The sequence below is a fragment of the Streptomyces sp. NPDC005017 genome (assembly GCF_042873115.1).
GTDB lineage: Bacteria > Actinomycetota > Actinomycetes > Streptomycetales > Streptomycetaceae > Streptomyces.
This window is the reverse complement of record NZ_JBIALD010000017.1, coordinates 57448-81388: the sequence shown is the minus strand read 5'-3', so window position 1 is coordinate 81388 and position 23941 is coordinate 57448. Positions and strand designations below refer to the sequence as shown.

23 protein-coding genes and 3 pseudogenes are annotated in these 23941 nt (G+C 71.9%); 16 read left to right on the top strand and 10 right to left on the bottom strand.

The genetic code is table 11. The annotated features are described in order from the left end of the window. Positions 1-5: 5 nt before the first annotated feature. Positions 6-977, bottom strand: coding sequence for a carbohydrate ABC transporter permease (locus tag ACFYR0_RS24835; RefSeq protein WP_389332023.1), 972 nt, complete (start codon positions 975-977; stop codon positions 6-8). An 8-nt stretch (positions 978-985) separates the two neighbouring features. Further along, on the bottom strand, positions 986-2260 hold the full coding sequence (locus ACFYR0_RS24830; protein WP_389332020.1) for an extracellular solute-binding protein: 1275 nt from the start codon (positions 2258-2260) through the stop codon (positions 986-988). A 269-nt stretch (positions 2261-2529) separates the two neighbouring features. Here ACFYR0_RS24830 and ACFYR0_RS24825 point away from each other — a divergent pair, with 269 nt between their 5' ends. The 4 genes from ACFYR0_RS24825 (at position 2530) to ACFYR0_RS24810 (ending at position 4842) form a co-directional block, all read left to right on the top strand. Next, positions 2530-3375, top strand: coding sequence for a GntR family transcriptional regulator (locus ACFYR0_RS24825; RefSeq protein WP_389332264.1), 846 nt, complete (start codon positions 2530-2532; stop codon positions 3373-3375). 145 nt (positions 3376-3520) lie between these two features. Then, the gene (locus ACFYR0_RS24820; RefSeq protein WP_389332017.1) at positions 3521-3835 is read left to right on the top strand and encodes a hypothetical protein; all 315 of its coding nucleotides are present in this window, start codon (positions 3521-3523) and stop codon (positions 3833-3835) included. A 316-nt stretch (positions 3836-4151) separates the two neighbouring features. Beyond that, positions 4152-4523, top strand: coding sequence for an amphi-Trp domain-containing protein (locus tag ACFYR0_RS24815; protein WP_389332014.1), 372 nt, complete (start codon positions 4152-4154; stop codon positions 4521-4523). A 163-nt stretch (positions 4524-4686) separates the two neighbouring features. Continuing rightward, positions 4687-4842 carry a DUF6131 family protein gene (locus tag ACFYR0_RS24810; RefSeq protein WP_389332261.1) on the top strand — a complete coding sequence of 52 codons (156 nt, stop codon included), beginning with the start codon at positions 4687-4689 and terminating at the stop codon, positions 4840-4842. 113 nt (positions 4843-4955) lie between these two features. Here ACFYR0_RS24810 and ACFYR0_RS24805 read toward each other — a convergent pair whose 3' ends face one another. The 3 genes from ACFYR0_RS24805 to ACFYR0_RS24795 form a co-directional block, all read right to left on the bottom strand. Beyond that, positions 4956-5513: a TetR/AcrR family transcriptional regulator gene (locus ACFYR0_RS24805; RefSeq protein ID WP_389332011.1), complete on the bottom strand. Its 558-nt coding sequence runs from the start codon at positions 5511-5513 to the stop codon at positions 4956-4958. Between the two features lie 10 nt (positions 5514-5523). Next, the gene (locus tag ACFYR0_RS24800) at positions 5524-6105 is read right to left on the bottom strand and encodes a sugar O-acetyltransferase (RefSeq protein ID WP_389332008.1); all 582 of its coding nucleotides are present in this window, start codon (positions 6103-6105) and stop codon (positions 5524-5526) included. A gap of 65 nt (positions 6106-6170) precedes the next feature. Next, the gene (locus tag ACFYR0_RS24795) at positions 6171-6383 is read right to left on the bottom strand and encodes a DUF4287 domain-containing protein (RefSeq protein ID WP_389332005.1); all 213 of its coding nucleotides are present in this window, start codon (positions 6381-6383) and stop codon (positions 6171-6173) included. A 183-nt stretch (positions 6384-6566) separates the two neighbouring features. Here ACFYR0_RS24795 and ACFYR0_RS24790 point away from each other — a divergent pair. The 5 genes and pseudogenes from ACFYR0_RS24790 to ACFYR0_RS24770 all read left to right on the top strand — a co-directional run. Beyond that, positions 6567-6851 (top strand): annotated as a pseudogene (locus ACFYR0_RS24790) (GMC family oxidoreductase); the annotation flags it as partial. Positions 6852-7009: 158 nt separating this feature from the next. Then, the gene (locus ACFYR0_RS24785; protein ID WP_389332002.1) at positions 7010-7849 is read left to right on the top strand and encodes an SDR family oxidoreductase; all 840 of its coding nucleotides are present in this window, start codon (positions 7010-7012) and stop codon (positions 7847-7849) included. A 33-nt stretch (positions 7850-7882) separates the two neighbouring features. Beyond that, positions 7883-9376, top strand: a complete 1494-nt coding sequence (locus tag ACFYR0_RS24780) for a cytochrome ubiquinol oxidase subunit I (RefSeq protein ID WP_389331999.1) — start codon at positions 7883-7885, stop codon at positions 9374-9376. Beyond that, a complete protein-coding gene (locus ACFYR0_RS24775; protein ID WP_389331996.1) occupies positions 9373-10404 on the top strand; it encodes a cytochrome d ubiquinol oxidase subunit II in 1032 nt (343 codons plus the stop codon). The genes ACFYR0_RS24780 and ACFYR0_RS24775 overlap by 4 nt, the downstream gene beginning before the upstream one ends. Positions 10405-10455: 51 nt before the next feature. Next, on the top strand, positions 10456-12237 hold the full coding sequence (locus ACFYR0_RS24770; protein WP_389331993.1) for a cation:proton antiporter: 1782 nt from the start codon (positions 10456-10458) through the stop codon (positions 12235-12237). Between the two features lie 51 nt (positions 12238-12288). Here ACFYR0_RS24770 and ACFYR0_RS24765 read toward each other — a convergent pair whose 3' ends face one another. Genes ACFYR0_RS24765 through ACFYR0_RS24750 form a run of 4 tightly spaced genes read right to left on the bottom strand, consistent with a single transcriptional unit; the run spans position 12289 to position 15710 of the window. Further along, positions 12289-14127: a glycoside hydrolase family 15 protein gene (locus ACFYR0_RS24765; protein ID WP_389331990.1), complete on the bottom strand. Its 1839-nt coding sequence runs from the start codon at positions 14125-14127 to the stop codon at positions 12289-12291. A 24-nt stretch (positions 14128-14151) separates the two neighbouring features. Further along, positions 14152-14637, bottom strand: coding sequence for a DUF389 domain-containing protein (locus ACFYR0_RS24760; RefSeq protein ID WP_389332258.1), 486 nt, complete (start codon positions 14635-14637; stop codon positions 14152-14154). Beyond that, the gene (locus ACFYR0_RS24755) at positions 14622-15191 is read right to left on the bottom strand and encodes a hypothetical protein (protein ID WP_389331987.1); all 570 of its coding nucleotides are present in this window, start codon (positions 15189-15191) and stop codon (positions 14622-14624) included. Before ACFYR0_RS24755 ends, ACFYR0_RS24760 begins: the two co-directional genes overlap by 16 nt. A 33-nt stretch (positions 15192-15224) precedes the next feature. Further along, positions 15225-15710, bottom strand: a complete 486-nt coding sequence (locus ACFYR0_RS24750; protein WP_389331984.1) for a gluconokinase — start codon at positions 15708-15710, stop codon at positions 15225-15227. Between ACFYR0_RS24750 and ACFYR0_RS24745 the strand changes: the two are divergent. Both ACFYR0_RS24745 and ACFYR0_RS24740 read left to right on the top strand, forming a co-directional pair. After that, positions 15640-16170: pseudogene (locus tag ACFYR0_RS24745) on the top strand (TetR/AcrR family transcriptional regulator); the annotation flags it as partial. The gene ACFYR0_RS24750 and the pseudogene ACFYR0_RS24745 sit on opposite strands and share 71 nt — an antisense overlap. Before the next feature lie 429 nt (positions 16171-16599). Then, positions 16600-17271 carry a hypothetical protein gene (locus ACFYR0_RS24740; protein WP_389331981.1) on the top strand — a complete coding sequence of 224 codons (672 nt, stop codon included), beginning with the start codon at positions 16600-16602 and terminating at the stop codon, positions 17269-17271. 82 nt (positions 17272-17353) lie between these two features. On the opposite strand, the gene ACFYR0_RS24735 is transcribed toward ACFYR0_RS24740, so the two are convergent. Further along, a complete protein-coding gene (locus ACFYR0_RS24735) occupies positions 17354-17848 on the bottom strand; it encodes a GNAT family N-acetyltransferase (protein WP_389332255.1) in 495 nt (164 codons plus the stop codon). 212 nt (positions 17849-18060) lie between these two features. Here ACFYR0_RS24735 and ACFYR0_RS24730 point away from each other — a divergent pair, with 212 nt between their 5' ends. From ACFYR0_RS24730 to ACFYR0_RS24710, 5 genes and pseudogenes are all read left to right on the top strand, one after another. Continuing rightward, positions 18061-19335, top strand: a complete 1275-nt coding sequence (locus ACFYR0_RS24730; protein WP_389331978.1) for an ATP-grasp domain-containing protein — start codon at positions 18061-18063, stop codon at positions 19333-19335. Between the two features lie 140 nt (positions 19336-19475). Beyond that, the gene (locus tag ACFYR0_RS24725) at positions 19476-20330 is read left to right on the top strand and encodes a Rossmann-like domain-containing protein (protein ID WP_389332252.1); all 855 of its coding nucleotides are present in this window, start codon (positions 19476-19478) and stop codon (positions 20328-20330) included. Further along, positions 20327-21442 carry a PLP-dependent cysteine synthase family protein gene (locus ACFYR0_RS24720; RefSeq protein ID WP_389331975.1) on the top strand — a complete coding sequence of 372 codons (1116 nt, stop codon included), beginning with the start codon at positions 20327-20329 and terminating at the stop codon, positions 21440-21442. The genes ACFYR0_RS24725 and ACFYR0_RS24720 overlap by 4 nt, the downstream gene beginning before the upstream one ends. Further along, complete coding sequence (locus ACFYR0_RS24715) at positions 21439-22503, top strand: dipeptide epimerase (RefSeq protein ID WP_389331972.1); 1065 nt, start codon at positions 21439-21441, stop codon at positions 22501-22503. The genes ACFYR0_RS24720 and ACFYR0_RS24715 overlap by 4 nt, the downstream gene beginning before the upstream one ends. Continuing rightward, positions 22500-23723, top strand: a pseudogene (locus ACFYR0_RS24710) (MFS transporter); the annotation flags it as partial. The gene ACFYR0_RS24715 and the pseudogene ACFYR0_RS24710, both read left to right, overlap by 4 nt. Between the last annotated feature and the right edge of the window lie 218 nt (positions 23724-23941).

Below are 23941 nucleotides of genomic sequence, written 5' to 3'. Positions count from 1 at the left end.
GGTGGTCACAGGTGCTCCCCTTCCTGACGCAGCAACTGGCGGAAGTACACGACGAGTACGCCGCTCATCAGCAGCACCGTGACCATGGAGGCCGCGGACCCGAGGTCGTAGCGCTGGCCCGCCAGTGCCGTCTGGACGGCGTACACGGGCAGGAGGGTGGTGGCGTCGCCCGGCCCGCCGCGGGTCGTCACCCAGATCTGGACGAACGCCTTGAACGTCCAGATGACTTCGAGGCAGAGCACGAGCATGAAGATCGGCCGGACGAGCGGGAAGGTGACCGAGCGGAAGACACGGGACGCGCCGGCGCCGTCGAGCCGCGCGGACTCGTAGAGCTCCTGCGGCACGGTCGTCAGGGCGGAGTAGAGGGTGATCGCGGCGAAGGGCACGGACTGCCACACGACGAGGACGACGAGGATGGTGAACGCGGTGCCGCCGTGGGCGAACCAGGTGTAGCCCTCGAAGGACGCGAAGCCGAGGCCGGTGAGGGCTTCGTTGACGATTCCGAACTCGGAGTGGAACAGCCACTGGAAGACGGTGGTGGCGGCCACGACGGGTACGGCCCACACGAGTACCAGCGAGCTGAGGACCACGGTCCTGGTGACCCGGCCGAGCCGTTCGATCATCAGGGCGACGAGTGTGGACAGGACCATGATCGCCACGACGTTGACCGCCATGAACTGGAAGGTGCGGCCCACGGAGTCCCAGAACCGAGGGTCGGCCAGCAGGGTCCGGTAGTTGCGCAGTCCGACGAACCGGGCGTCGCCCAGGATGAGCTGGCGCAGACGGAAGTCCTGCATCGAGATGATCAGGGCTCGGGCGAGCGGGTAGAGCAGGAGGTAGAGCATGCCCACGACGGCCGGGGTGATGAGCAGGTAGGGCCAGGGGGTGAACGGGCGGCGGCCGCCGCGGCCGGCCGGTGTCCGGGAGGAGCCGAGCCTGCCGGAGGGGCCTGGCCGGGGGGATCGGACAGGCGTCACCGTCATCGTCAGGAACCGCTGTTCAGCGTGGTGGTGATGTACTCGGACGCCCTGGCCGCCTCCGTCTTCGCGTCGCCGCCCGTCAGCACGGCCGTCATGTAGTCCTTGACGGGGTTCTTGGCCTCGACCGCCGCCCACTGGGGGGTGTTGGGCGTGGCGTGGCCGTTGGCGGCGCCCACCGCCATGGCCGCGGCACCGGGGTCGGAGGCGACGGCGCCCGCCAGGGTGGTCCGGTTCGGGACGTAGCTCATCGCGAGGGCGAGCTTCTTCTGCCAGGCGTCGCCGGTGAGTTCCCTGATGAAGGTGAAGGCCTCGTCCTGGTGCGCGGCGACCACCGGCACGACGAGGTCGGAGCCGCCGGTGAACACGGCGCCCGGGGTGCTCGCGGTCTTGCCGGGGATCGGGAAGAAGCCCAGTTTCCCTTCCAGCGCGGGGTTGTTCTGTGTCACGACGTTGGCGCCGCCGGGTGCCGCGATGATCTGGGCGATCCGCCCCTTGGCCATGACCTCGGCCTGCGGGGGCTGGGCCTCGTCCGAGTCCTTGGGGCCCCTGCCGAGCGCCTGGAGCCTCTTGTAGAAGGCCATGGCGCGCAGGGCCTCGGGGCTGTCGAGCCCGCCCTTCCAGGCGTCGCCCGTGCGGACGGCGAGGTCGCCGCCCTCGTCCCAGACGAACCCTGACAGCACGTACCAGTTCTGGCCGGGCAGGTAGATGCCCTGCGTGCCCTTGGTGTTGAGCTTCTCCGTGGCGGCTATCCACTGCTCGCGCGTCTTGATGCTCCTGGCGTCCACCCCGGCCTTCGCGAACAGGTCGGTGCGGTAGACGACGACGCGGTTGGCGGCGTAGTACGGGATGCCGTACTGCTTGCCCTGGTAGGCGCCCGGTTCCGCGAGGCCCTTCAGCCAGCTGTCACCGCCGAGCTCGGCGACCTTGGCGGTGAAGTCGGTGAGCCCGCCGCTCTGGGCGTACTGGGCCACCTGGGTGTTGCCGACCTCGATGACGTCCGGGGCGTCGTTGCTGGCCAGGGCGGCGGTGACCTTCTCGCCGATCCCGTCCCACTCCTGGATCTGGATCCGCACGTCGATCTCGGGGTGGGCCTTCTCGAAGCCGGTCTCGAAGTCCTTCTGGAAGGCGGCCGAGACGCTGTCGCGCATCAGCCACACGTCGAGGGCGGTCCGGCCGCCGGCGTCGGACGTGCCGCCGGAGGTGCCGTCGGACGAGGAACAGGCGACGAGGCCGGTGCTCAGCAGCAGCGCGCCGAGCAGGGCGAGGGAGCGGTGGCTCATGGATGACCTCTGGGAACTGGGGAGGGGAGAGGAGAGGGGCACAGCAGGTCAACCCCGACCTGACCACTTGACCACTTGGGGTTTACCAGTTGGCGGGATCGAAAGTGGCATGGACCAATGGGGCTGTCAACCCTCCATGCGCCGGTAGCTCCGATCCGACGCGGCGACGGGGAGTGGCTGGATCCCTGGAATCCGCAGGGCTAGAGTGAGGTGACCAGCAGACCAGTGACATGACCAGTCATGGTCCCGACGACGAACGAGAGCACGGTATGGAGATCGACCCGGCCGCCTCCGGCGCGATGCTCAAGCGTGAGCGGGTGCGCGACGCGATCCTCGAACTCATCGAGGTGCGCCGGCCCGGCGACGCCATCCCGTCCGAGCGCGTCCTGTGCGCCGAACTCGGCGTCTCGCGGCCCACCCTGAGGGCGGCCGTCGACGAACTCGTCGTCGCGGGGCTGCTGGTGCGCGAGCACGGGCGGGGCATGTTCGTGGCCGCCGAGAAGATCACTCAGGAGCTGATCTCCGACCGCCACGCCTTCAGCCTGCCGCAGGCGGGCGGGGTGTGGACCAGCAGACTCCTGGAACTGCGTACCCTTCCGGCGGGCGCCCGCGTCGGCCGGAAGCTGCGGATCTCCCCGGCCGCGGAGATCCGCTACGTCGCCCGACTCCGCCTGGTCGACGGCTCACCCATGGCCATCGAGCACCTCCACGTCCGAGCGGATCTCGTGCCCGACCTGACCAGTGAGGAACTGGAACAGGGCGACCTCTACGAGCACCTCCGCGACCGGCACGGCGTCCACGTGAGCGAGGCCGTCCAGTCGATCGAGCCCACCGTCGTCACCCGTGCCGAGGCCGACCTGCTCGACGTACCCGAACTGTCCCCGGCGCTCCTCTTCGAGCGTCTCACCACCGACACCCTCGACCGCCCGGTCGAATACGTCCACTCGCTCTACCGCGGCGACCGTTACCGCATCGTCTCCCGCCTCTCCCTCGCCCCCGGCACCGCCCCGGCCGCGGCGGGCGAGGGCCACCATCCGGGCATCCCCCCGGGCGACTTCACGGGCAAGGACCCGGTTTCCTTCTCGACCCGGGGAGTCGTGCAGCAGGGGATGTGAGGCGTGCCGGGGTGCCATCACGAGGCCGGTGCGCCCCACGCGGAACCAGAACGCGGGCGGCCGACCTCGCCGCCCTTCGGCTGTTGTCAGTGCCGTGCGGGATGATCGGCTCATGCTTCGAGCGAGTGATGAGCAGGGTCGACACGTGAGCGATCCCGGGCCTGCGGCGTTGAGCCGCATGGTGGCCAGCCTCGGCCCGGGCAACACCTTCGCCATCGTCGAGCGAGTCGACGAGGCGGCGCCCGGCGGCTGGTACGCGCAGGTCTTGCTGAGGGACGACAACACCTACCAGCTGGAGTTCCGCGACGGGACGGCGGCCGAGCACTACCAGACCCTGACGCTCTCCCAGGAGAAGGTGATCACCGCTCTGAGCGGCTGGGCCGAGGGGCGACCGGACTGGAAGGACGCCTTCATGTGGAACAACATCGCTTCCTTCTTCGAGAACCCTGAACACGTCTGACGGCCCTGCCGCGTCAGAAGGGCCGCTAGGGCCCTTCTGACGGATCTCCGCGGCGTCGCGACGCCCGGCATGCCCTCCCCCACCGCCTCAAGGGCGTGGGAGGTGCCCCCAGCCGCACGGCGCGAAGGGACAGGTGGCTCCGCCACGCGACCCTCCGCACCGCACGCCGATCGCACGCACCGGACGCCGCTCCTTCTCCCACGGAGATCCATCAGAAGGGCCCTGGCCCGCTGTCGGCGGCCCGGATGCGGATCCGTCACCGGCAACGACAATGAGTCTTGCCCGTTATGCAGACTTTGCGGCGAATGGTGGAGGCATGGCAAAGGATCTCAGTTTCGAGTGGAAGAACTCCCTGTCCCGCCAGGAGGCCGCGGACCGGCTCTCGGCGCTCGCCGACGCGCTCAGGGAGGGCGGGGACGCCGAGCTGGAGCTGGGCTCGGGCGTGGTGAGCCTGCGGTTCCCGGACGAGCTCCGTACCGAGGTGGAAGTCGAGGTCGGTGACGGCGAGATCGAGCTGGAGATCGAGTTGAAGTGGCCGACGGGCCGGCCGTCCGCGACCGCCCCGGCCGCCGAGGCCGAGGCGGCCGAGACCTCCCGCCCCGCACCCCGGACCACGGCGAGAACCGCCCGCTCCAGGAAGTCCGCGTCCTCCGAAAAGCCCAAGCGCACGCCTGCCAGGCGAGGCTGATCCACGGAGGCGACCGTCGCGATATTTCTGCCGGAACAGGAGTGCTTTCACGGGTTCGGGGAATTCGGCGCTCACGGGCGACTTTCCCGTTTCCCGGCCGCTGCTGAAAGCGGTGCAGGCACTGCACCCGGCAGTGGCCGACTGGCAGAAGGGTCAGACGGTCATGCTCCTCATCGGCATCATTTTGCTGGTCATCGGCTTTGTCACCGGTGTCTCGATCCTGTGGACGATCGGGCTCATCCTCGCCGTGGTCGGCGCGATTCTCTGGATCATGGGCGCCGCCGGGCACGCGGTCGCCGGCCGACGGCACTACTGGTGACCTGCGGGTCTCCCTGCGCACCTCGGCGGCCGACGCCGACGTGCGCCTCCGGACCCCGCCGCCTGCGCGGGCGGGCACCTTCGGGTCCCCGCCCTCGTGCCCGCCCCCACCGCTCAGCCGGACCGCCCGCCCGCCGCGGTGATGCGGGTGATCGCCTCCAGTGTCAGAGCGCGCCCGTGGGGCTGCGGTGACAGGGCCCGATGGAGGGTCAACCCCTCGATGAGGGCGTCGAGTTGCCGGGCGGTGTCAGGGTCGAAGTGCTTCTCCAGATGGACGCGGCTGCGCCGCATCCACTCATGGGTGAGCTCGCGGTAGGCGTGCTGCCGGGCGGCCAGGGTGTACAGCTCCTGGGCGAGGACCAGGTCGCGCCGGCTTCCGTCCGACAGGGCGTGGACCAGGTCGGCCACCGCCTGCCGGGCCGCCGCCGCGTCGGCGGGGGCGGCCAGATGGGCGTCGAAGACGGCGACGACATGGTCGCTGAAGCGGGCGAACGCCTCCCGGAGGAGGTCGTCGATCCCGCTGAAGTGGTAGGTCATCGACCCCAGCGGGACACCGGCACGAGCGGCGATCTTCCGATGGGAGACCCGGGCGATGCCCTCCTCGGCGATCAGGTCGAGGGCGGCGTCGAGAATGCGCGCGCGGCGCTGGGAGTCGGTGTGTCCGGTGGCCATGGCGGCTGTCCTACAGGTCGCGTACCGGCCGGGCGGGATTGCCGACGGCGACGACGTTCGCGGGGATGTCCCTGGTGACCACGGCACCCGCGCCGATGACGGAGTTGTCGCCGATGGTGACTCCGGGGCAGACGATCGCCCCGCCGCCCAGCCATACGTTGTCCCCGATGGTGATCGGCTTGGCCGCCTCCAGCTTGTCGCGCCGCGGCTTCGGTTCCAACGGGTGCGTGGGCGTGAGCAGTTGGACGTTCGGGCCGATCTGGCAGTCCTCGCCGACGGTGATGGCCGCGACGTCGAGTGCGACGAGGTTGTAGTTGACGAAGGTGCGGGCGCCGATGCTGATGTTGCTGCCGTAGTCGACGTTGAGGGGCGGCCTGACATGCGCCTCCTCGCCCAGCGCGCCGAGGAGTTCGGCGAGGATCGGCCGCGCGGTGTCGGCGTCCTCCGCGTACGCGGCCTGGTAGCGGGCGGCCAGGCGAACCGCCTCCTGCTGGCGGCGGGCGATCTCGGGGTCGTCGGCGATGTAGAGGTCGCCCGCCTGCATGCGTTCCAGGTTGGTGCGCGGGTCGCCCGCGAAGTGGTCCGTCGTCATGCGTACGATCGTACGCTCGGAGCGTACGATCGTACACTCCCGCCGCTCACGTGACCGTCCGCGCGCTACTTGGCGCTGTCCTCCGCGAGCGTGTGCGCGACGAGCGCGTTGGCGTGTCCGTGACCGAGTCCGTGCTCGGTCTTGAGCCAGGTGACGAGCTCCATGTGCTTGGTCAGGGGCGAGGTGCGGATCAGGCCCTGCCAGTGCGCGATCGGGTGGCCGTACTTCTTCTCGATGGAGGGGAAGTAGCTGGCGGGGCCCTTGGGTGGCGTGGTCATCCTGAACTCCTGTCGCTGGTGTGCTGCGGCGTGCGGGGCTGCGCCCTGCCCGGGCGGGCGGCGACGGCTGCCGGCCGGGCTTCGACGGCGTTCGCCCCCTGGGCGGAACTGGACGGTTTAGTACTCGCCGGGTCGTGGTCGCTACAGTAGTCATAAAAGAACTAGACTGTCCAGTACTGAAAGGTGCTCGGCAGGCTCGGGATGCACGAGCACCACCTGCTGTCGCGCAGCATCTGCCTGCACAAGGGAATGCCCATCGGCGCCACCGCGCACCAGACCGGCACGGTGCGGTTCGGCACCGACCCGGCGTCCTCCGCCCTGGACGCGCACTACAGGGCGCACGACGTCGACAACCTGTACGTCGTCGACACGAGCTTCTTCCCGGGCATCGGGGCGGTCAACCCGTCGCTGACCGCCATGGCCGACGCCCTCCGGGTGGGCGATCACCTCCTGGAGCGGCTGGGCTGACGCGCCGGGCGGCCCGAACGGGTGAAGAACCAGGGCCGGTCGGCGCAGCGGGGACGCCGTACGTGCGCGGGCGCGCGTCCACGGTGCTGGTGTGGGGGTTCCGGCCACCGGGCCGTTGCCCGGGTGACCCTGCCTCGCAGCGGAGGAGAGAAGTCATCGTGAGCTCACCCGAGGGCGCGCCCCGCGACGTGCTCCCCGTCCATCTGCTCCAGGGTCAGAAGGCCCTGGTCACCGGTGCGAACTCCGGGATCGGCAGGGCCACGGCCGTGGCCCTGGGCCGGGCCGGCGCCGATGTCGTGGTGAACTACGTCGTCGGTCCCGAGGAGGCCGAGAAGGTGGTGGAGGAGATCACCGCCTTCGGGGTGCGCGCGGCGGCCTACCAGGCGGACGTCTCCGACGAGGAGCAGGTCGTCGCCATGATGGACCGGATGGTGCGGGAGTTCGGCACCATCGACATCCTGGTGGCCAACGCCGGTATGCAGCGCGACGCCGCGTTCACCGAGATGACCCTCGCCCAGTGGCAGAAGGTCCTCGACGTGAACCTCACCGGGCAGTTCCTCTGCGCCCGTGAGGCGACGAAGGAGTTCCTGCGGCGCGGAGTCGTCCCCGAGGTGTCGCGTGCCGCCGGAAAGATCATCTGCATGAGTTCCGTGCACCAGATGATCCCGTGGACCGGGCACGTCAACTACGCCGCCTCCAAGGGCGGTGTGCAGATGATGATGGAGACCCTCGCACAGGAACTCGCGCCGAAGAAGATCCGGGTCAACGCCATCGGCCCCGGCGCCATCAAGACCCCCATCAACCGCGACGCGTGGGAGACCGCCACCGCCCGCGAGGACCTGCTGCGGCTGATCCCGTACGACCGTATCGGCGACCCCGAGGACATCGCGTACACCGCCGTCGCCCTCGCCTCCGACCTCATGGACTACGTGGTGGGCACCACCATCTACGTGGACGGCGGGATGACCCTCTTCCCCGGCTTCGCGACCGGCGGCTGACACGGCACACGCGACGGTCCCGGACGGAAACCGATGCAGAGCACCTTACAGGTGCTGGCCGACGCGCCGGCACAACTGCTCCCGGCCAGATCCCTGATGGCCTTCACGCTGGCGTCCCACATCATCCTCGTGCCGCTCGGCGTGGCACTGCCGCTGATCACGCTCATCCTGCACGGCTACGGCCTGCGCCGGGGAGACCGGACGGCTCTGCTGCTGGCGCGCCGCTGGTCGGCGGTGATGGCGGTCCAGTTCGCCATCGGCGTGGTCACCGGCACCGTGCTGTCCTTCGAGTTCGGGCTGCTGTGGCCGGGGCTGATGGGCAGATGGGGCGATGTCTTCGGGATCGGGTTCGGTGTCGAGGCCTGGGCCTTCTTCCTGGAGGCCGTCCTCATCGCGGTCTATCTCTACGGCTGGCGACGGCTGCCCGCCCGCACCCACTTCCTGCTCGGACTGCCGCTGCCGGCCACCGCCCTGCTGGGCGCCTTCGGCATCCTGGCCGCCAACTCGTGGATGAACACCCCGCGCGGCTTCAGCCTCGACTCCGAGGGCAACCCGGTCGACGTGGAGATCTGGAAGGCGATCTTCACACCCATGTTCGGGCCGCAGTACTGGCACTTCGTGGTGGCCATGCTGGTGACCGCCGGGTACGTCGTGGCCGGTGTGTACGCCGTCGGCTGGCTGCGCGGCCGCCGGGACCACTACCACCGGCTCGGTTTCACGATCCCCTTCACGGTCGCCGCGGTCCTCACCCCCGTGCAGTTCGTGCTCGGCGACTCGATCGCCCGGCAGGTCTTCCACAAACAGCCGATCAAGTTCGCCGCCATGGAGATCGTCTGGAAGACCGACACCCATGTGCCGGAGTACCTGTTCGGGCGCCTCCACCCCGACGGCAGCATCTCCGGCGGCATCAAGATCCCGCAGCTGGACTCCATCCTCGCGGGCTTCCGACCCGACACCAAGGTGACCGGACTGACCTCCGTCCCCGCCGACGAACGGCCGACGGCCACTCAGGCGACCATCACCCACTGGGCCTTCGACATCATGGTCGGCATCGGCACCGTCCTGCTGCTGCTGGCCCTGTGGTACGGCCTGGTGTGGCTGCGGCGCCGCCGACCGCCCGCGTCGCCGTGGTTCTACCGGTGCGCCGCCGGGGCGGGAGTCGCCTCCGTCGTCGCCGTGGAATGCGGCTGGATCACCACCGAAGTGGGGCGCCAGCCCTGGATCGTCTACCAGAACATGCGTGTCGCCGAGGCGGTCACCTCGACCCGGTCCACCACTCTGTGGATCATGTTCTCGCTGGTCGTCGTGGTCTATGTGTGCGTCTTCGGCTCGTTCCTCGTGGTGCTGCTGAAGATGCGCACCCGCTGGCGGCTCGCCGACGAACAGGACGGGCGCCGCGAGGGCGGGACACCCGAGCCTTCACCGGAGACGGACACGCCGTACGGGCCGCGCTCCACGGTGCCGTCCGGCGCGTCGGCCGGACCGGTCGGCGACGGGCCGTCCCCGACATCGGAGGACGGACCGTGATCGCGGACGTCATCGCCGTCGTCCTGCTGCTGGCCGTCGCCGCGTACGCCTGCGGCGGCGGCACCGACTACGGGGCCGGCTTCTGGGACCTGATCGCCGGCGGCGCCAGGCGCGGCAAGCGGCCCCGCCGGCTCATCGACCACGCGATGGCCCCCGTCTGGGAGGTCAACAACGTCTGGCTGATCTTCGTCCTCGTCATCATGTGGACGGGCTTCCCGGTGATGTTCCAGCGGCTGTTCACGGTGATGTGGCTGCCGCTGGCGCTGGCCGCCGTGGGGATCGTGCTGCGCGGCGCGGGATTCGCGCTGCGCAAGCCCTCCCGCCGACTGGCCGGCCGACGGCTGTACGGCGCCGCGTTCGCCGTCTCGTCCCTGCTGACGCCGTTCTTCTTCGGTGTCGCGGCCGGGGGAGTGGCGTCCGGCCGGGTGACGGCGGACGCGACCGCGTCGGTGGACGCCTGGGCCCACCCCACACCGGTGATGTTCGGCCTGCTCGCCGTCGCGAGCACCGCCATGCTCGGGGCGGTGTTCCTCGCCGCGGACGCCCGCCGCTTCGACGCTCCCGACCTGGACCGCTACTTCCGGCGCCGGGCGTGGGCCGCGCTCGCCGCGCTCACCGTGCTCGCGGTGATCACGCTGTTCTTCGCCCACGACGACGCCACGCACGTCTGGCACGGACTCACACACGGCCTGGGCCTGCTCCTCGCGGTGACGGCGGCCGTGTGCACCCTCGCCACCGCCGGGCTGCTCCTGCGTCCTTCCGGCTCCTGGTCACGGACCACGGCCGTCGGTGTGGTCGCCTGCGCCATCCTCGCCTGGGGGCTGGCGCAGCGGCCGTACCTGCTCCCGACCTCTCTGACCGTCGCCGAGGGAGCGGGCGCCGACACCACCCTGCGCTGGCTCGGCGTGGTCACGCTGGTCGCCCTGGTCCTGGTGATGCCCGCGGTCGCCCTGCTGTACTGGCTGGACACCCATGGCGAACTGGAGGGTCTCACCGACGCCGACCTCAGGCGCGGCGGCGGTGAGTGAGTCCCGCGGCGGGCCGCGTCCGGCGACGGCACGGCGCGGGCGGGGGGTGCGATGAGCGAGGACGACATCCTGCTCGGCATGGCCCTGACCGTCGCGCTCGCCGTCGGCTCCCAGATCCTCGCCGGCCGGCTGCGGATCCCGGCCCTGATCGTGCTCCTCCCGGCCGGGTTCACCGCCGGAGCCCTCACAGATGTCATCCACCCGGACCGGCTGGTGGGACCCGACTTCTCGCCCCTCGTGTCGCTGTCGGTGGCGCTCATCCTCTACGACGCCGGCCTCGGCCTGGACCTGCGGCTGCTCAGGGGCGCGATCCGGCACACCGTGGTCCGGCTGCTGTTGCTCCAGGTGGCGCTCACCTGGGCGGCGGTGATGCTGCTGGGCCCGGCCCTGTACGGGATCCCGGCGGCCGTGGCCAGCATGATCGGGGTGATCCTCGTGGTGTCCGGGCCGACCGTGGTCGGCCCGCTGCTCGAGCACGTCAGACCCTCGGACAAGGTGCGTCGCGTGCTGGTCTGGGAGGGGTCCCTGATCGACGCCGTCGGGGGCATCCTCGGCGCCGTCGTCTTCCACTCCATCGTCGCCGGAGGCCTCCAGACCGGTCACTTCCGCCTCGGCGCGTTCCTCGGCAGTGTCCTGGTCGGGCTCGCGGGCGGCGCGGTCGGCGCCGGGCTGCTGTGGTTCACCCTGCGGGTGCTGCGCCTGGGCGAGACCCTCGGCACCCTGGCCCAACTGGCCGCCGTCGTGGTGGTCGCCGCCTGCTGCGACGCGCTGTACGACGACACCGGGCTGATCGCCGCGATCCTCATGGGGCTGATCGTGGCCAACCTGCCCGGCTTCGACATGCCCGTGCGGCGGCCGTTCTTCGAGACGCTGGTTCAGCTGATCATCGGGCTGCTGTTCATCTCCATCTCCTCCACGGTGACGCCCAGTTCCCTGGTCCCGGTGCTGCTGCCCACCGCGGCGCTGGTCGGGGCACTGGTGCTGGTGGTCAGGCCCGCGATCGCGTGGCTGTCCACGCTCAGAACGGAACTGTCCGGCCGGGAACGTGCCTTCATCGGCTGGATGGCGCCGCGCGGCATCGTCGCCGCCTCCACGGCCACCACCTTCTCGGCCGCCCTCGCGGCCGACGGACTGCGCGACGCCGACAAGATCCTCCCGGTGACCTTCCTGGTGATCGTCGCAACGGTCGTCGTCTACGGCCTGACCGCCAGACCGGTGGCGACCCGGCTGGGCGTGGTGCGCCCCTCGCGCGCCCGACCGCTGCTCCTGGGCGACGAGCCCTGGGTCGTCGACCTCGCCGAGGCACTGCGCGCAGCCGGACTGGAGGTGCTGATGTGGGCGGGGACCGAGCGGGGGCGTGCCCGCATCGAGGCGGCGGGCCTGGAGCTGGCGTCCGGCGAACTCATGACGGTGGCGACCGATCCGCAGGCGCGGCTGGAGGGGGTCACCTCGGTCTTCCTGCTGACCGACGACGACGACTTCAACGCCCTCGTCTCGGTCGTGCTGCGCGACAGCGTCGACGGCCCGGTCTACCGGATCGGGCCACCGCCCGACGTCCCGGGCGTGGTGGCTCCCTACACCGCCGGTACCGCCGACGAGATCCTCTTCGGCCGCGCCCTCGTCCGCCACGCCCTGGCGGCCCGTCACGAGCAGGGCGCCCGCTTCCGGGTGCGCCGGGCGTCCGAGCCGTCAGAGCCCGGCTATGAGACGGTCTTCGTGGTACGCGGTGACGGCCGGCTGGAACCCGTCACCGCGGGGCGGCAGGTCGCCCCGGGCGAGGGCGACACGCTCGTCCTGCTGAGCCCGGCACCGGCCACGGACTCGGCGCACTGACGTCAGGACGAACAGGACGTCGGTACGCCGTGACGTCCGGACTCGGGGTGTCTAGGAGCGGTTGAGGGCGGCGTCCAGGGTGATGGCCGCGTCGATGAGAGCCAGATGGGTGAACGCCTGCGGGAAGTTGCCGAGTTGACGGCCCGTCGGGTCGATCTCCTCGGAGTACAGCCCCAGATGGTTGGCGTACCCCATCATCTTCTCCAGCACCAGCCGCGCCTTGTCCGTCTGGCCCGCCCGGGCCAGGGCGTCGACGTACATGAAGGTGCACAGGGAGAAGGTGCCCTCGGAACCGCGCAGGCCGTCGGGCGAGGCCTCCGGGTTGTACCGGTAGACCAGGCTGTCGCTGACCAGCTCCTCCTCCATGGCGGCCAGCGTCGACGTCCACAAGGGGTCGTCGGGGGTGATGAACCCGACCGTCGCCATGCGCAGCATGGAGGAGTCGAGGACGTCGTTGCCGTAGTGCTGGACGAACGCCTGACGGGCCTCGCTCCAGCCCTTGGCCATGACCTGCTCGTAGCAGTCGTCGCGTGCGACCCGCCAGCGGTCGGCGGCGGCGGGGCGGCCGTTGGACTCCGCCAGGCGCAGGGCGCGGTCGAAGGCCACCCAGGACATGACGCGGCCGTACGTGAAGTGCTGTCGGCCGCCGCGCGTCTCCCACAGCCCTTCCTCGGCCTGGTCCCAGTGGTCCACCAGCCAGTCCAGATTGGTCTGGAGCGCGTTCCAGCCGCGGTGTCCCACCCGGAGGCCGTGCCGGTGCGCGAAGTAGATGCTGTCGAGGGCCTCGCCGTAGATGTCCAGCTGGAGCTGTTCGGCGGCGCCGTTGCCGATGCGTACCGGCGCCGAACCCGCGTAGCCCTCCCAGTGGTCGAGGGTCTCCTCGACCAGGTCCGAGGAGCCGTCCACGCGGTACATGATGTTCAGGGGGCCGGTGTCACCGGCACTTCCCGCGCGCTCCTTGACACGGTCGGCGAGCCATTGGGTGAAGGCCTTCGCCTCTTCCGTGAACCCCAGCCCCAGCAGGGCGTACACGGAGAAGGACGCGTCACGGATCCAGGTGAACCGGTAGTCCCAGTTGCGCTCGCCGCCCAGTTGCTCGGGCAGGCCGGCCGTCGGGGCGGCCACCACGGCACCGGTCGGCGCGAAGGTCATCAGCTTCAGTGTGATCGCCGAGCGTTCCACGGTCTCGCGCCAGCGGCCCTGGTAGCGGGACTGCCGCAGCCAGGAACGCCAGAACAGCACGGTCTCGTCGAACAGTTCCCGGTACTCGGCCAGCCGGATGTCCCGCGGCGGTCCGCCGGGCGCCCACTCCAGCGCCAGTCCGCGCTCCTGCCCGGCCTCCAGGGTGAGGGTGAAGTGCAGGGCGTCGCGGCGGTCGGGCAGCAGTCGCAGTACGCGCTCGTCGTTCGGCTCGCGGATGGGGTGCACGGCGAGCTCGGAGCCGTCGTCCGCGGTGAAGAGGGCGCCGTGGCCGGAGATGTGCACGCGGTGCGGCCGGCGCCCGTAGTCGAAGCGCGGGGCCACCTCCACCTCGAAGGTCATCCTGCCGCGTACACAGCGGACCATGCGCACCAGACGGTGACTCTCGGTGACCGTCGTGCCGGTCACGGGCATGAAGTCGAGCACCTCACCCGCGCCCGCCTCGGTCATGAAACGGGTCACCAGGATCGCGGTGTCGGGCAGGTACAACTGCTTCGTCGCGTAGGCGTGGTGCACCGGCCGGACCGTGCAGTGCCCGCCCTTGTCCTTGTCCAGGAGCGCCCCGAACACGCTGGGCGAGTCGAAGCGGGGAGCACAGAACCAGTCGACACAGCCGTCGGTGGTGACCAGCGCAGCGGTCTGCAGATCTCCGACGAGGCCGTGGTCCTCGATGAGGGGGTATTCGTCCATCGGGGGAGCCCTTCCGGTGTCCATTCACCCGAACGCCCCCCGGCTCAGCGTACGACGGGGGGTCCTCGACGGCGCGCGGGGAACGGCCGGACCCAGCCCCCGCCCACGTCGCGGCCCGGACCGGGCCGCTCTGCCGGCCGCCCGGCTCCACATCCACCGTTGAACACGCAGCGTGAGGACACCGACGACCACCAGGACGACCACGTTCAGCAGGAGCTGAATCAGCGAACCGCGGGCCTGGTCCCAGTCGGCGAAGGCCGGCGAGACCGCGATGTCCGAGGCGGCGGGAATGGTCGTCACGGAGATGAAGACACCCAGCAGCGCGCTGCCGCGCGCCTCCGTGAGCGAGACGATCCCCACGATGCCGGCGAGGAAGGCGACGACGACGGAGAAGAAGCCGGGGGAGTCGACGAGATGGGAGACGGGCCACAGCCCCAGCTCGAAGGCCCGCGACTGGAGGTCCGCCGCACGGGACAGCACCGCGAAGCCGAACGTCACCACGATGGCCAGGGCGAATCCGGCGCCCAGCGCGTGGAGCCCCTCGACGACCCTGCGGCGGCCGCGGCGGTCCAGACCGCCAGACCGAGCGCGACGCCGACGATCGCGTGGTACTCGGGGCCGACCACCATCGCCGCCACGATGAGGATCTGCGAGTTCGTCATGATGCCGACCGAACCGATGATCCCGGCGACGGCCAGGAACAGGTAGAAGGACGGCGGATAGGTGGTCTCCGCCCGGATCCTCGCCTCGACCCCGGCCCACAGCGGCGCGTTCGCCAGCGCCCGGGGCTGCTCGCCCACGGCCTCCTCGGCGCGGCGCGAGAGGATCAGGCCGACCTGTTCCACGGCGATGGACCCCGTACGGTCGACCCCCGGCGCGCGCAGCCGGCCCAGCAGTTCGTCGGCGGCTCCCCGCACCACGTCGCACTCCACCGCGTCGCCCTCGGGAAGGTGACCCGCCCTCACCGCCACCAGGTTCGGCACGCCGTCGTGCGCGGCGAGCAGGCCGAGGGCCGGGCCGGTGACCGAGGGCGGCATCACCATGCGGAGGTGGGCCAGTTCCATGAGCCGCAGCATGATCCGGTGGCCGCGGTCCCGCTATCCGGCCGGCCCGGCCAGGTCCCGCACCACCATCGTCAGGATCTGCTCCGGGCTGCCCGATCCGTCGACGGTCACGCCCGGCTCGTCGGACTGGAGCGGCTGGAGGATCGCGTACTGGGAGTCCAGCAGCGCCGGCGGCATGAAGTGACCCTGCCTGCGGGCGATGCGCTGTGCCGCCAGCCGGTGGTCGAGGGCCAGGTAGACGAAGTACAGGTCCGCGCCCGTGTCGCGCAGCCGGTCGCGATAGGCGCGTTTGAGGGCCGAGCAGGAGAGGACTCCGCCCCGTTCACCGGCGGCCGCGCGGACCCATTCGGCGAGGGCCGCCAGCCACGGACCGCGGTCGGAGTCGTCGAGCGGACGCCCGGACGCCATCTTGGCGCGGTTGGCGGCGGGATGCAGATCGTCGCCCTCCATGAACGGCACCCCGAGCCGCCGCGCCAGCCGTGCGCCGACCGTGGACTTCCCGGACGCCGACACACCCATGACGACCACGATCCGCGGACCTCGGACCAGCCCGGTCACAACCCCTCCAGGAGCCGACGGTGCTGCCTGTCTGCCTGCCTCGGTACGCGTCCACTATGGCCCGGAGCCCGGGCCGGCGCTTGCGGTGCGGTTCCGTCGCGGGACTCGTCGCGGGACCTGCCGCGGGCGTTCCCGCTCACGGGATCCCGCTGCCCGGTACGGCGCGGCCCTCGGGTGCGAAGGCAGGAGAGCGCCACGTCAGAGGCTCGTTCGGGACATGCATGATGGTTCGCACGGGACGTCCGAGGACCAAGTCCGCCCGAAGCCGCCGACCACCCTGCGCGGCCGGCGCACCCGCGAGGGGCTGATCCTCGCGGGCCGCGAGGTACTGGAACGCCACGGCTGGTCGGGCTTCACCCCGGAGGCCGTGGCGCAGACGGCGGGCGTCTCGTGGGGCACGTTCTCCACGTGCTTCGAGTCGAGGGAGGACCTGCCGCACAACATCGGCCTCGGCTTCCCCGGCTGGACCGGCGGTGTGCTCCAGTACATCAACGGCTACGACGGCGGCCTGCCCGGCTTCGTCGAGCGGGCCCGGGAGTTCGCCGGGACGTACGGCGGGCGGTTCGACCGGCCGGCCCTTCTGCTGGAGAAGGCCGAGCGTGGTCAGGTGTTCGGCGACGCCTCCCGGCGCCGGCTCGACGGGGTCCCGGGGTCCCAAAGAGAGCTGAGTCCGGAGCCCGGTGCGCGGTCACCGGTGCCGGACCGCGTCCCCGGGCGGCCGTCCGAGGCTGATCACGGTCTCGTACCGTTTCCGATCACCTGTGGCCTGCTGTGATCATCTTCGGCTTTGATGAACCGGCCGCGCCGGTTGTGAAGATTCCGGGGTGGTGTGCGGGCGACAGGAGAACTGGTGGGACGTAAGCCGATCCGCGGTGCGGTCGCCCTGGCCACCGCCTTCGTCGCCGCGCTGGCGACGGCGTCCTGCACCGCGGCCGGGGAGCCCCGGGCCGCGCACCCGTCGACGGCCGGCACGACCGCCGCGAGCCGTCCCTCTCCGCGGGACTGGAGCTGCCGAGGGGGCACATTCCGCTGGGGCAAGGTGACCGGGCAGATGAGACTGGCCGCTGTGTCCGACGCCCAGCACGTGCGCGTTCCGGCGGGAAAGACGGTCAGGACGACGTTCGGGCTCGTTCCGCTGCGCACCCTGAGGGCGAACGTGTACCCGCCGCTCCCCGAGGGGGCGGCGGCCGGGCGGGCCGCCGTGGACTCCCTCGCGGATCGGACGGACTCCGACCTCGCGCGGGTGGGGGACACCTTCACTCTGCCCGAAGGGGACAGAACCCTCACCGTGTCGTCCGGCAGGTCCGACGGTGTGCTGGTGGCCGTGGTGGGTGTGAGGACCGTAGAGGCGTCCTTCGTGTACGACTGCGGTGCTTCCGGGAGCGGGACGGTGCGGGGCACGCTGTCCACGTGGTCGGCGGCCACGTACTCGGGGCTGTTCGCCTGCGGCATCCGGGAGGAACTGCCCGCAGTCGAGATCGAGGCGCATGCTCTGGTGTGCGGTCAGGGCAACGGTACTTGAGAGCAGGCGGTGCCGGGATACGGACGCCCCGCCCACACTCGACGGCTTGTCCCGTCGCTGCGGACGGGGCGTTCCTGTGCTGTCAGCCCATGGGTGTGAGCGCGGTGTCGAGCGGCATCTCGAAGTGGACGGTGCCGAAGCCGCCGTGCTCCCCGGTGGGGCGGGCGTCGAAGACCTCGGTGGCCAGGCTGCGCCAGAAGCCCTCCGCGCCGGGGATGTCGACGTTGGTGTGCAGGTAGACACGTTCGTACCCGGGAACCTTCGCGGCGAAGTCGCAGGCGGTGCGCACCATCGCGCGGGCGAGCCCGTGACGCCGGTGTCCGGGGCGCACGTACACGCGCAGCAACTGGGCGGTCCGTCCTGAGGGGTAGCGCTCGACGAGGCTTCGCGGGTGCGGAGGATGGGCGGGCCCGCGCGAGTTGAGGGCGGTGGTGCCGACCACCTCGCCGCCGTCGCGTACGGCCACGATCAGCGTGTGCCGCGGATCGCGCAGGTACGTGCCCTCCAGGTCGACGACGTCGGGGTGCCACTCCGGCACATATCCGTAGTCGAACTCCCGGTAGAAGGTGTCCAGCATGACGCTCCGGGCGCCGGGCAGGTCCCCGCTCCTCGCGTGCCGCACCGTGTACGGCCCGACCCTCTGATCTCGCGTCAGTTCTGTCACCGGACTCCGCCTCTCCTGCCGTGGGGTTCCGCACGTTACCCGAAAACTGCTCTATTGGAAATGAAAACGATTTCGGATAACGTCTGCGTCGCACAGAAACCGACGGCAGTCCGGGAGGAAGTCCGATGGGACATCTGCTGGTGATCGAAAGCTGGGTGGGGTCGATGAGCAGGCTGCTGCCCAGAGCGATCCGCGAGGCGGGGCACGAGTTCACCTTCGTCACCCGCGACCTGCACCACTACCTGCGTGTCACACCCGCGGGCGAGGGGACGCACCCGCTGCTCACGGCCCGCAACGTCATCACGGCGGACACCAACGACACGCGCGCGCTCCTCGCGCGGCTGGAGGGCCTGCACACCGTCCTCGGCTTCGACGGCGTGGTCTCCTCGTGCGACTACTACCTGCCCGCCGTCGCCCACGCGGCCCGGCGGCTCGGCCTGCCCGGCCCGGCTCCGGAGGCCGTCGAGGCGGCCTGCCGCAAGGACCTGACGCGCCGGGTGCTCGCCGAGGCCGGAGTGGCCGGGCCCCGGTTCGCGATCCGCGAGGGTGTTGGAGACGCGGCGGCCGCCGCCCGGGAGCTCGGCTACCCGCTCGTCGTCAAGCCGGTGGACCTGTGCGCCGGCATGCTGGTCCGCGCGGTGCGCGACGAGCGCGAACTGGAGCTCGCCTGCCGGGCCCTGGCCGAGTTCCCGGTCAACGCGCGCGGCCAGGACCGCGTCCCCGTCGTCCTGCTCGAGGAAATGCTCGACGGGCCCGAAGTCAGCGTCGAGACCGTCTCGTTCGGCGGAACCACCCATGCCGTCGGCGTCACCGACAAGAGCATCGGCGGGGCGCCGGCCTTCGTCGAGACCGGCCACATGTTCCCGGCCGCCGTCGCGGAGACCGAGGCGAAGGAGGCCGTCGGGACCGCGCTGCGGGCGGTCGAGGCGCTGGGCCTGGACCAGGTGGTCTGCCACACCGAGATCAAGCTGACGTCCGACGGGCCCCGGGTGGTCGAGGTCAACCCCCGCCCGGCGGGCAACCGCATCACCGAACTGGTCCGCCATGTCACCGGCGTCGACCTGGCCACCGCCTGTGTGGACGTCGCCCTCGGCCGCGCACCCGACCTGACGCCGCGACAGACCGGTGTGCGCAGCGCCGCCATCGCGTTCCTCCTGCCCGGCGCCGAGGGCACCCTCACGGGCGTGGAGGGGGCCGAGGACGTCCGGGCCCGGCCCGAGGTGCGGGAACTCGGCCTCGCCGAACCCGGCCGCGCCGTACGGGCCGCCACCAGCAACAACGAGTACCTCGGCCATGTCATGACCGTCGACACCGAGGGCGACGGCGCCCGCGCGAACGCCGAGCGGCTGCTGGCGGGTCTGCGTCCCGGTTACGAGCTGTCCCCGGCGGTGCCCGCGTGACCCTGTCCGTCCCGCAGCCGTCTGCGGAGTCCGCCCCGCACGCGTCTGCCCTGTCCGCCCCGCGTCCGTCTCCGGAACGCCGGGCCCCGCACGGCCCCGCGCCGACGCTCGGCGACCCCGTCGTCCGGACCGTCGACCGGCTGTTCGGCCTGGTCCGTGCCGGGGCGTACGGACCCGACCCGGCCCACGAGCGGGTCTCGCTCGCCTTCACCACCTCCCAGGCCGTCCGTCACGCGGGCCGTGCCCGCGGCTACCGCAACGAGGTGCTCAGCCTGCGGCTCGACGCCGCTGTCGGATCGTGCGCGGTGGAGCCGGGGACCCTGCCCGAGGGCGCCCTCGACGACTGCGTGGGCGCCCGCGTGGCCGACCTGCTCGGCCATCCGGTCCTGCCCGTGCGGATCGCGGCCCTCGACGCCTACCTCGCCCACGTACGCCCGCACACACCGGACAACGGCGCCCGACCGTACGCCCTGCCGGCCGGCGGTTCGCTGAGCCGCTCGCGGGCCCGGGCCCGGGCGGTCGTCGATCTGCTGGGCGCGCACACGGGTGCCGGACCCCGGACCGACGCCGATGACCGCGCCGCGACTGACACGCACGCCCGCCGCTTCGGCGAGCGCCGCCCGGTCCTCGTCGTCGGCGTCGTCAACTCCCTGCTGGAACAGCTCCGTTCGCGAGGCGTCGACTACCTTCCGTGCGACCTCAAGGGCGGCACCACCGAGTGGGGCGAGCCCGTGCTGACCGACACGCCCGCCCACCTGGAGCGCTGCGGCGCGATCCTCGCCTCCGGCATGACCCTCGGCAACGGCAGCTTCCAGGGACTGCTCGACCACGCCGCCGCGACCGGCAAGCCGCTGGTGATGTTCGCCCAGACCGGCAGCGCCGTCCTGCCCCGCTTCCTCGGAGCCGGGGTGAGTGCCGTGTCCGCCGAGCCGTACCCGTTCTTCTGGCTCGACGGCGGCCCGGGGACCATCCACCGCTACGGAGACAGTGCATGACCCTCGCTCCGCCCGAACTCGGCGCCCCCGCCGGGGCCAACCCCGATCTGCTGCCCCTGCTGGGCCGTACACCGCTCGCCCGCGTCCGCACCGAACTGCCCCACCCCCACCCCGGCTTCTGGGCCAAGCTCGAATGCCTCAGCGCGGGCGGGATGAAGGCCCGCGCCGCGATGTCCATGCTCACCGCGGCCAGGCGGCGCGGCGAACTGCGCCCCGGAGCCACGGTCGTGGAGTCCACCTCGGGCACCATGGGCATCGGGCTGGCCTTCGCCGGACAGACCCTCGGCCACCCCGTCCTCCTGGTCGGTGACAGCGAACTCGAGCCGTCCATGCGGCAGTTGCTGTGCGCCCACGGCGCCCGGCTGGAACTGGTCGACCGCCCCGCGGCCCGCGGCGGCTGGCAGGCCGCCCGGATCGCCCGGCTGCGCGAGGTCCTGGCCCGCACCGAGGACGCCTACTGGCCCGACCAGTACAACAACCCCGACAACCCGGCCGGTTACCGCTCCATGGCCGCCGAACTGATCGGGCAGCTCGACCACATGGACGTCCTGGTGTGCAGCGTCGGCACCGGCGGGCACAGCGCGGGACTGGTCGGCCCGCTGCGCCGCCGCTGGCCCCGGCTGAAGGTGATCGGCGTCGACTCCGTAGGTTCCGCCATCTTCGGCCAGCCCGCCCGGCCGCGCCTGATGCGCGGACTGGGCAGCAGCATCCACCCCGCCAACGTCCGCCACGGCGTCTTCGACGAGGTGCACTGGGTGGGCCCCGCCGAGGCCGTCGACACCTGTCGCCGGCTCGCCCGCGGCAGCTTCGTCAGCGGCGGCTGGAGCACCGGCGCGGTCGCCCTGGTCGCCGCGTGGGCCGCCAGGGCCGAGCCCGGCGCCGTCGTCGCCACCGTCTTCCCCGACGGGCCGCACCGCTACCTCGGCACCGTCTACGACGACGACTTCTGTCACGCGCACGGCCTCACCGGCACCGCGCCGGCCACCCGCCCGCTGGAGATCCCGCACCCCCGCGCGACCGAGGCACTCGGCTGGACCCGCTGCCGCACCGTCCTCGACTCCGCCACCACGTCGCGAGGCGTCCGTGCTCCGGCCCACGGAGGCGCCGTATGAGACTCACCTGGCACACCGTCTCGCTGGAGCTGGCCGAGCCGCTGCGTATCTCCCGTTCCGTGATGGCCCGCCGCGACGCGGTCTGGGTGGCCCTCGAGCACGGCGGACTGCGCGGCTGGGGCGAGGCCGTCAGCAGCCGGTACCTCGGACTGCCGACCGAGGAGATCCTGCGCCGGGTGAGCGCCCTGCGTCCCGAGGTGGAGCGGCTTCCGGACCCGGAGACCGCCTGGGCGGACCTCGCCCCCGCGGGTCCGCTCGGTGCCGGTCTGCCGCCGGGGGTCCTCGCCGCGGTCGAGGCCGCCGTACTGGACCTCACGGGGAAGCGGGCCGGTGCGCCCGCTCATCAGCTGCTCGGCACCCCCGTGCCGCCGTCCGCGCGCACGGCGCGCACCATCGGGATCGTCCCTCCCGTGACCGCCGCCGTACAGGCCGGCCGGCTCGTCGCGGCCGGATTCACCGTCCTGAAGGTCAAGGCCGGGTCCCCCGAAGCCGCCGAGGACCTGGACCGGGTCGCGGCCGTCCGCGAGGCGGCGCCCGCGGCGGAACTGCTGCTCGACCCCAACGGGGCCTGGACCGAGGAGCAGGCCCACGCCCTGCTGCCGCGGTTCGCCGCGCTCGGTGTCACCGCCGTGGAACAGCCCGTCGCGCCCGGCCGTCCCGAGGCCCTGGCCCGGGTCGCAGCCGCCTCCCCGCTGCCGGTGATCGCCGACGAGGACGCCGTCACCTACGAGGACGCCACCGCCCTCGCCGGACGCGTCCACGGAGTCAACGTGAAACTCGCCAAGTGCGGCGGTGTACGCCACGCACTGCGTATCCACGCCGCGCTGCGCGGCAGCGGCACCGACCTCATGCTCGGCTGCCTCACGGCCAGTTCGCTGGGCATCGCACCCGCCGTCCACCTCGTCGACCGCGCCCGCTGGGCCGACCTCGACGGACATCTGCTCCTCGCCGACGACCCATGGACCGGGATCGGCGGCACCGACGGGACCGTACGCCCCGCCCCGCGCGGCGGCCTGGGAGTACGGCCCCGCGCGGACATACCCGCAGGGGCGGCACGGTGAGGACGCTCGCCGGGGTGCGCGGCCTCCCGCCGGCCGTGCGGCTGCTGCTGGTCAACCAGTTCGGCGTCAACACCGGCTTCTACCTGCTCGTCCCGTACCTGGCCACCCATCTCACCGACGACCTCGGGCTGTCCGCGGCCGTGGTCGGGCTGGTCCTCGGCCTGCGCAACCTCAGCCAGCAGGGGCTGTTCCTGATCGGGGGCTCGGCGGCCGACCGTCTCGGGGCCCGGGGCGTGATCGTCGCGGGCTGCGCGCTGCGCACCCTGGGCTTCGCGCTGTTCGCCCTCGGCGACGCACTGCCCGTGCTGATCGCCGCGTCGGTGCTCAGTGGTCTGGCCGGTGCCCTGTTCAACCCGGCCGTGCGGGCGTACGTGGCCCGGGAGGCCGGCGAGCGCAGGACCGAGGCGTTCGCGCTGTTCCAGGTGTTCGCGACGGCCGGGGCGCTGCTCGGGCCGCTGCTCGGGACCCTGCTGCTGCTCGGCGGCTTCAGGACGGCGGCGCTCACCGCGGCGGGTGTGTTCGCGCTGCTCACGATCGCGCAGGCCGCGGCGCTGCCCGCCGGGGAGCGGCCACGGCCCGCCGGTTCCGTCCTCGGCGACTGGCGGGAGGCCGCGGGCAACCGCCGTTTCGTGGCCTTCGCGCTGGCCATGACCGGCATGTACGGCATGGAGAGCCAGCTCTATCTGCTGCTCGCGCACGCCGCTCGGCAGGCCACGGGTCGGACGGGTGCCGTCGGGCTGCTGTTCGTCGTCGGTACCGTCGCGGGCCTCCTCCTCCAGCTCCGGCTCACCCGCCGGCTCACCGCGCGCGGCGGCGGCCCGGGCCGCTGGATCGCCGCCGGACTCGCCGTAGGCGGGCTCGGCTTCGTACCGCCGGCGCTGGTCGCGGGAACCGCGGGGACGGACCCGGCGCGCCTCGTGCCCGTCCTGGCCGGGGCCCTGCTGCTGTACCTCGGGCTGATGACCGCCCAGCCCTTCGTGCTGGACACCGTCCCCGCCTTCGGGCGGCCCGAGCTCACCGGCACCTTCTACGGCCTGTTCTACGCCGTGTCGGGCGTGGTGACGGCGGCCGTCGGCGCGGGCGTCGGGTGGGCCATGGACACCGTCACGCGGGGCGGCCCGGGCTGGCTCCCGTACGCCTGCTGCACGGCGCTCGGCCTCGCGTCGGCGGCGGCCGTCACGCTGCTGCACCTGCGCGGGGCCCTGCCCGGCCCGCCCGCACCCCACCGGCGGGACTTCCCAGGCGGAGAGGTCCCGCCACCGCGCCCGGATGCCCGGGACTTCCCACGTGGAGAGGTCCTGCCACCGGACCCGGACGCCCGGGACTTCCCAGGCGGAGAGGTCCCACTACCGCGCCCGGATGCCCGGAACTCCCCACGTGGAGAGGTCCCGCCACCGCGCCCGGATGCCCGGGACTCCCCACGTGGAGAGGTCCTGCC

Coding starts and splice junctions, on each gene's coding strand:
- ACFYR0_RS24755 (WP_389331987.1), bottom strand. CDS start 15,191: ATGGAACTGGCCCACCTCCGCATGGTGATGCCGCCCTCGGTCACCGGC.
- ACFYR0_RS24750 (WP_389331984.1), bottom strand. CDS start 15,710: ATGGGTGTGTCGGCGTCCGGGAAGTCCACGGTCGGCGCACGGCTGGCG.
- ACFYR0_RS24815 (WP_389332014.1), top strand. CDS start 4,152: ATGGCAAAGGATCTCAGTTTCGAGTGGAAGAACTCCCTGTCCCGCCAG.
- ACFYR0_RS24730 (WP_389331978.1), top strand. CDS start 18,061: ATGGGACATCTGCTGGTGATCGAAAGCTGGGTGGGGTCGATGAGCAGG.
- ACFYR0_RS24825 (WP_389332264.1), top strand. CDS start 2,530: ATGGAGATCGACCCGGCCGCCTCCGGCGCGATGCTCAAGCGTGAGCGG.
- ACFYR0_RS24805 (WP_389332011.1), bottom strand. CDS start 5,513: ATGGCCACCGGACACACCGACTCCCAGCGCCGCGCGCGCATTCTCGAC.
- ACFYR0_RS24720 (WP_389331975.1), top strand. CDS start 20,327: ATGACCCTCGCTCCGCCCGAACTCGGCGCCCCCGCCGGGGCCAACCCC.
- ACFYR0_RS24830 (WP_389332020.1), bottom strand. CDS start 2,260: ATGAGCCACCGCTCCCTCGCCCTGCTCGGCGCGCTGCTGCTGAGCACC.
- ACFYR0_RS24810 (WP_389332261.1), top strand. CDS start 4,687: ATGCTCCTCATCGGCATCATTTTGCTGGTCATCGGCTTTGTCACCGGT.
- ACFYR0_RS24800 (WP_389332008.1), bottom strand. CDS start 6,105: ATGACGACGGACCACTTCGCGGGCGACCCGCGCACCAACCTGGAACGC.
- ACFYR0_RS24715 (WP_389331972.1), top strand. CDS start 21,439: ATGAGACTCACCTGGCACACCGTCTCGCTGGAGCTGGCCGAGCCGCTG.
- ACFYR0_RS24780 (WP_389331999.1), top strand. CDS start 7,883: ATGCAGAGCACCTTACAGGTGCTGGCCGACGCGCCGGCACAACTGCTC.
- ACFYR0_RS24735 (WP_389332255.1), bottom strand. CDS start 17,848: ATGCTGGACACCTTCTACCGGGAGTTCGACTACGGATATGTGCCGGAG.
- ACFYR0_RS24765 (WP_389331990.1), bottom strand. CDS start 14,127: ATGGACGAATACCCCCTCATCGAGGACCACGGCCTCGTCGGAGATCTG.
- ACFYR0_RS24795 (WP_389332005.1), bottom strand. CDS start 6,383: ATGACCACGCCACCCAAGGGCCCCGCCAGCTACTTCCCCTCCATCGAG.
- ACFYR0_RS24770 (WP_389331993.1), top strand. CDS start 10,456: ATGAGCGAGGACGACATCCTGCTCGGCATGGCCCTGACCGTCGCGCTC.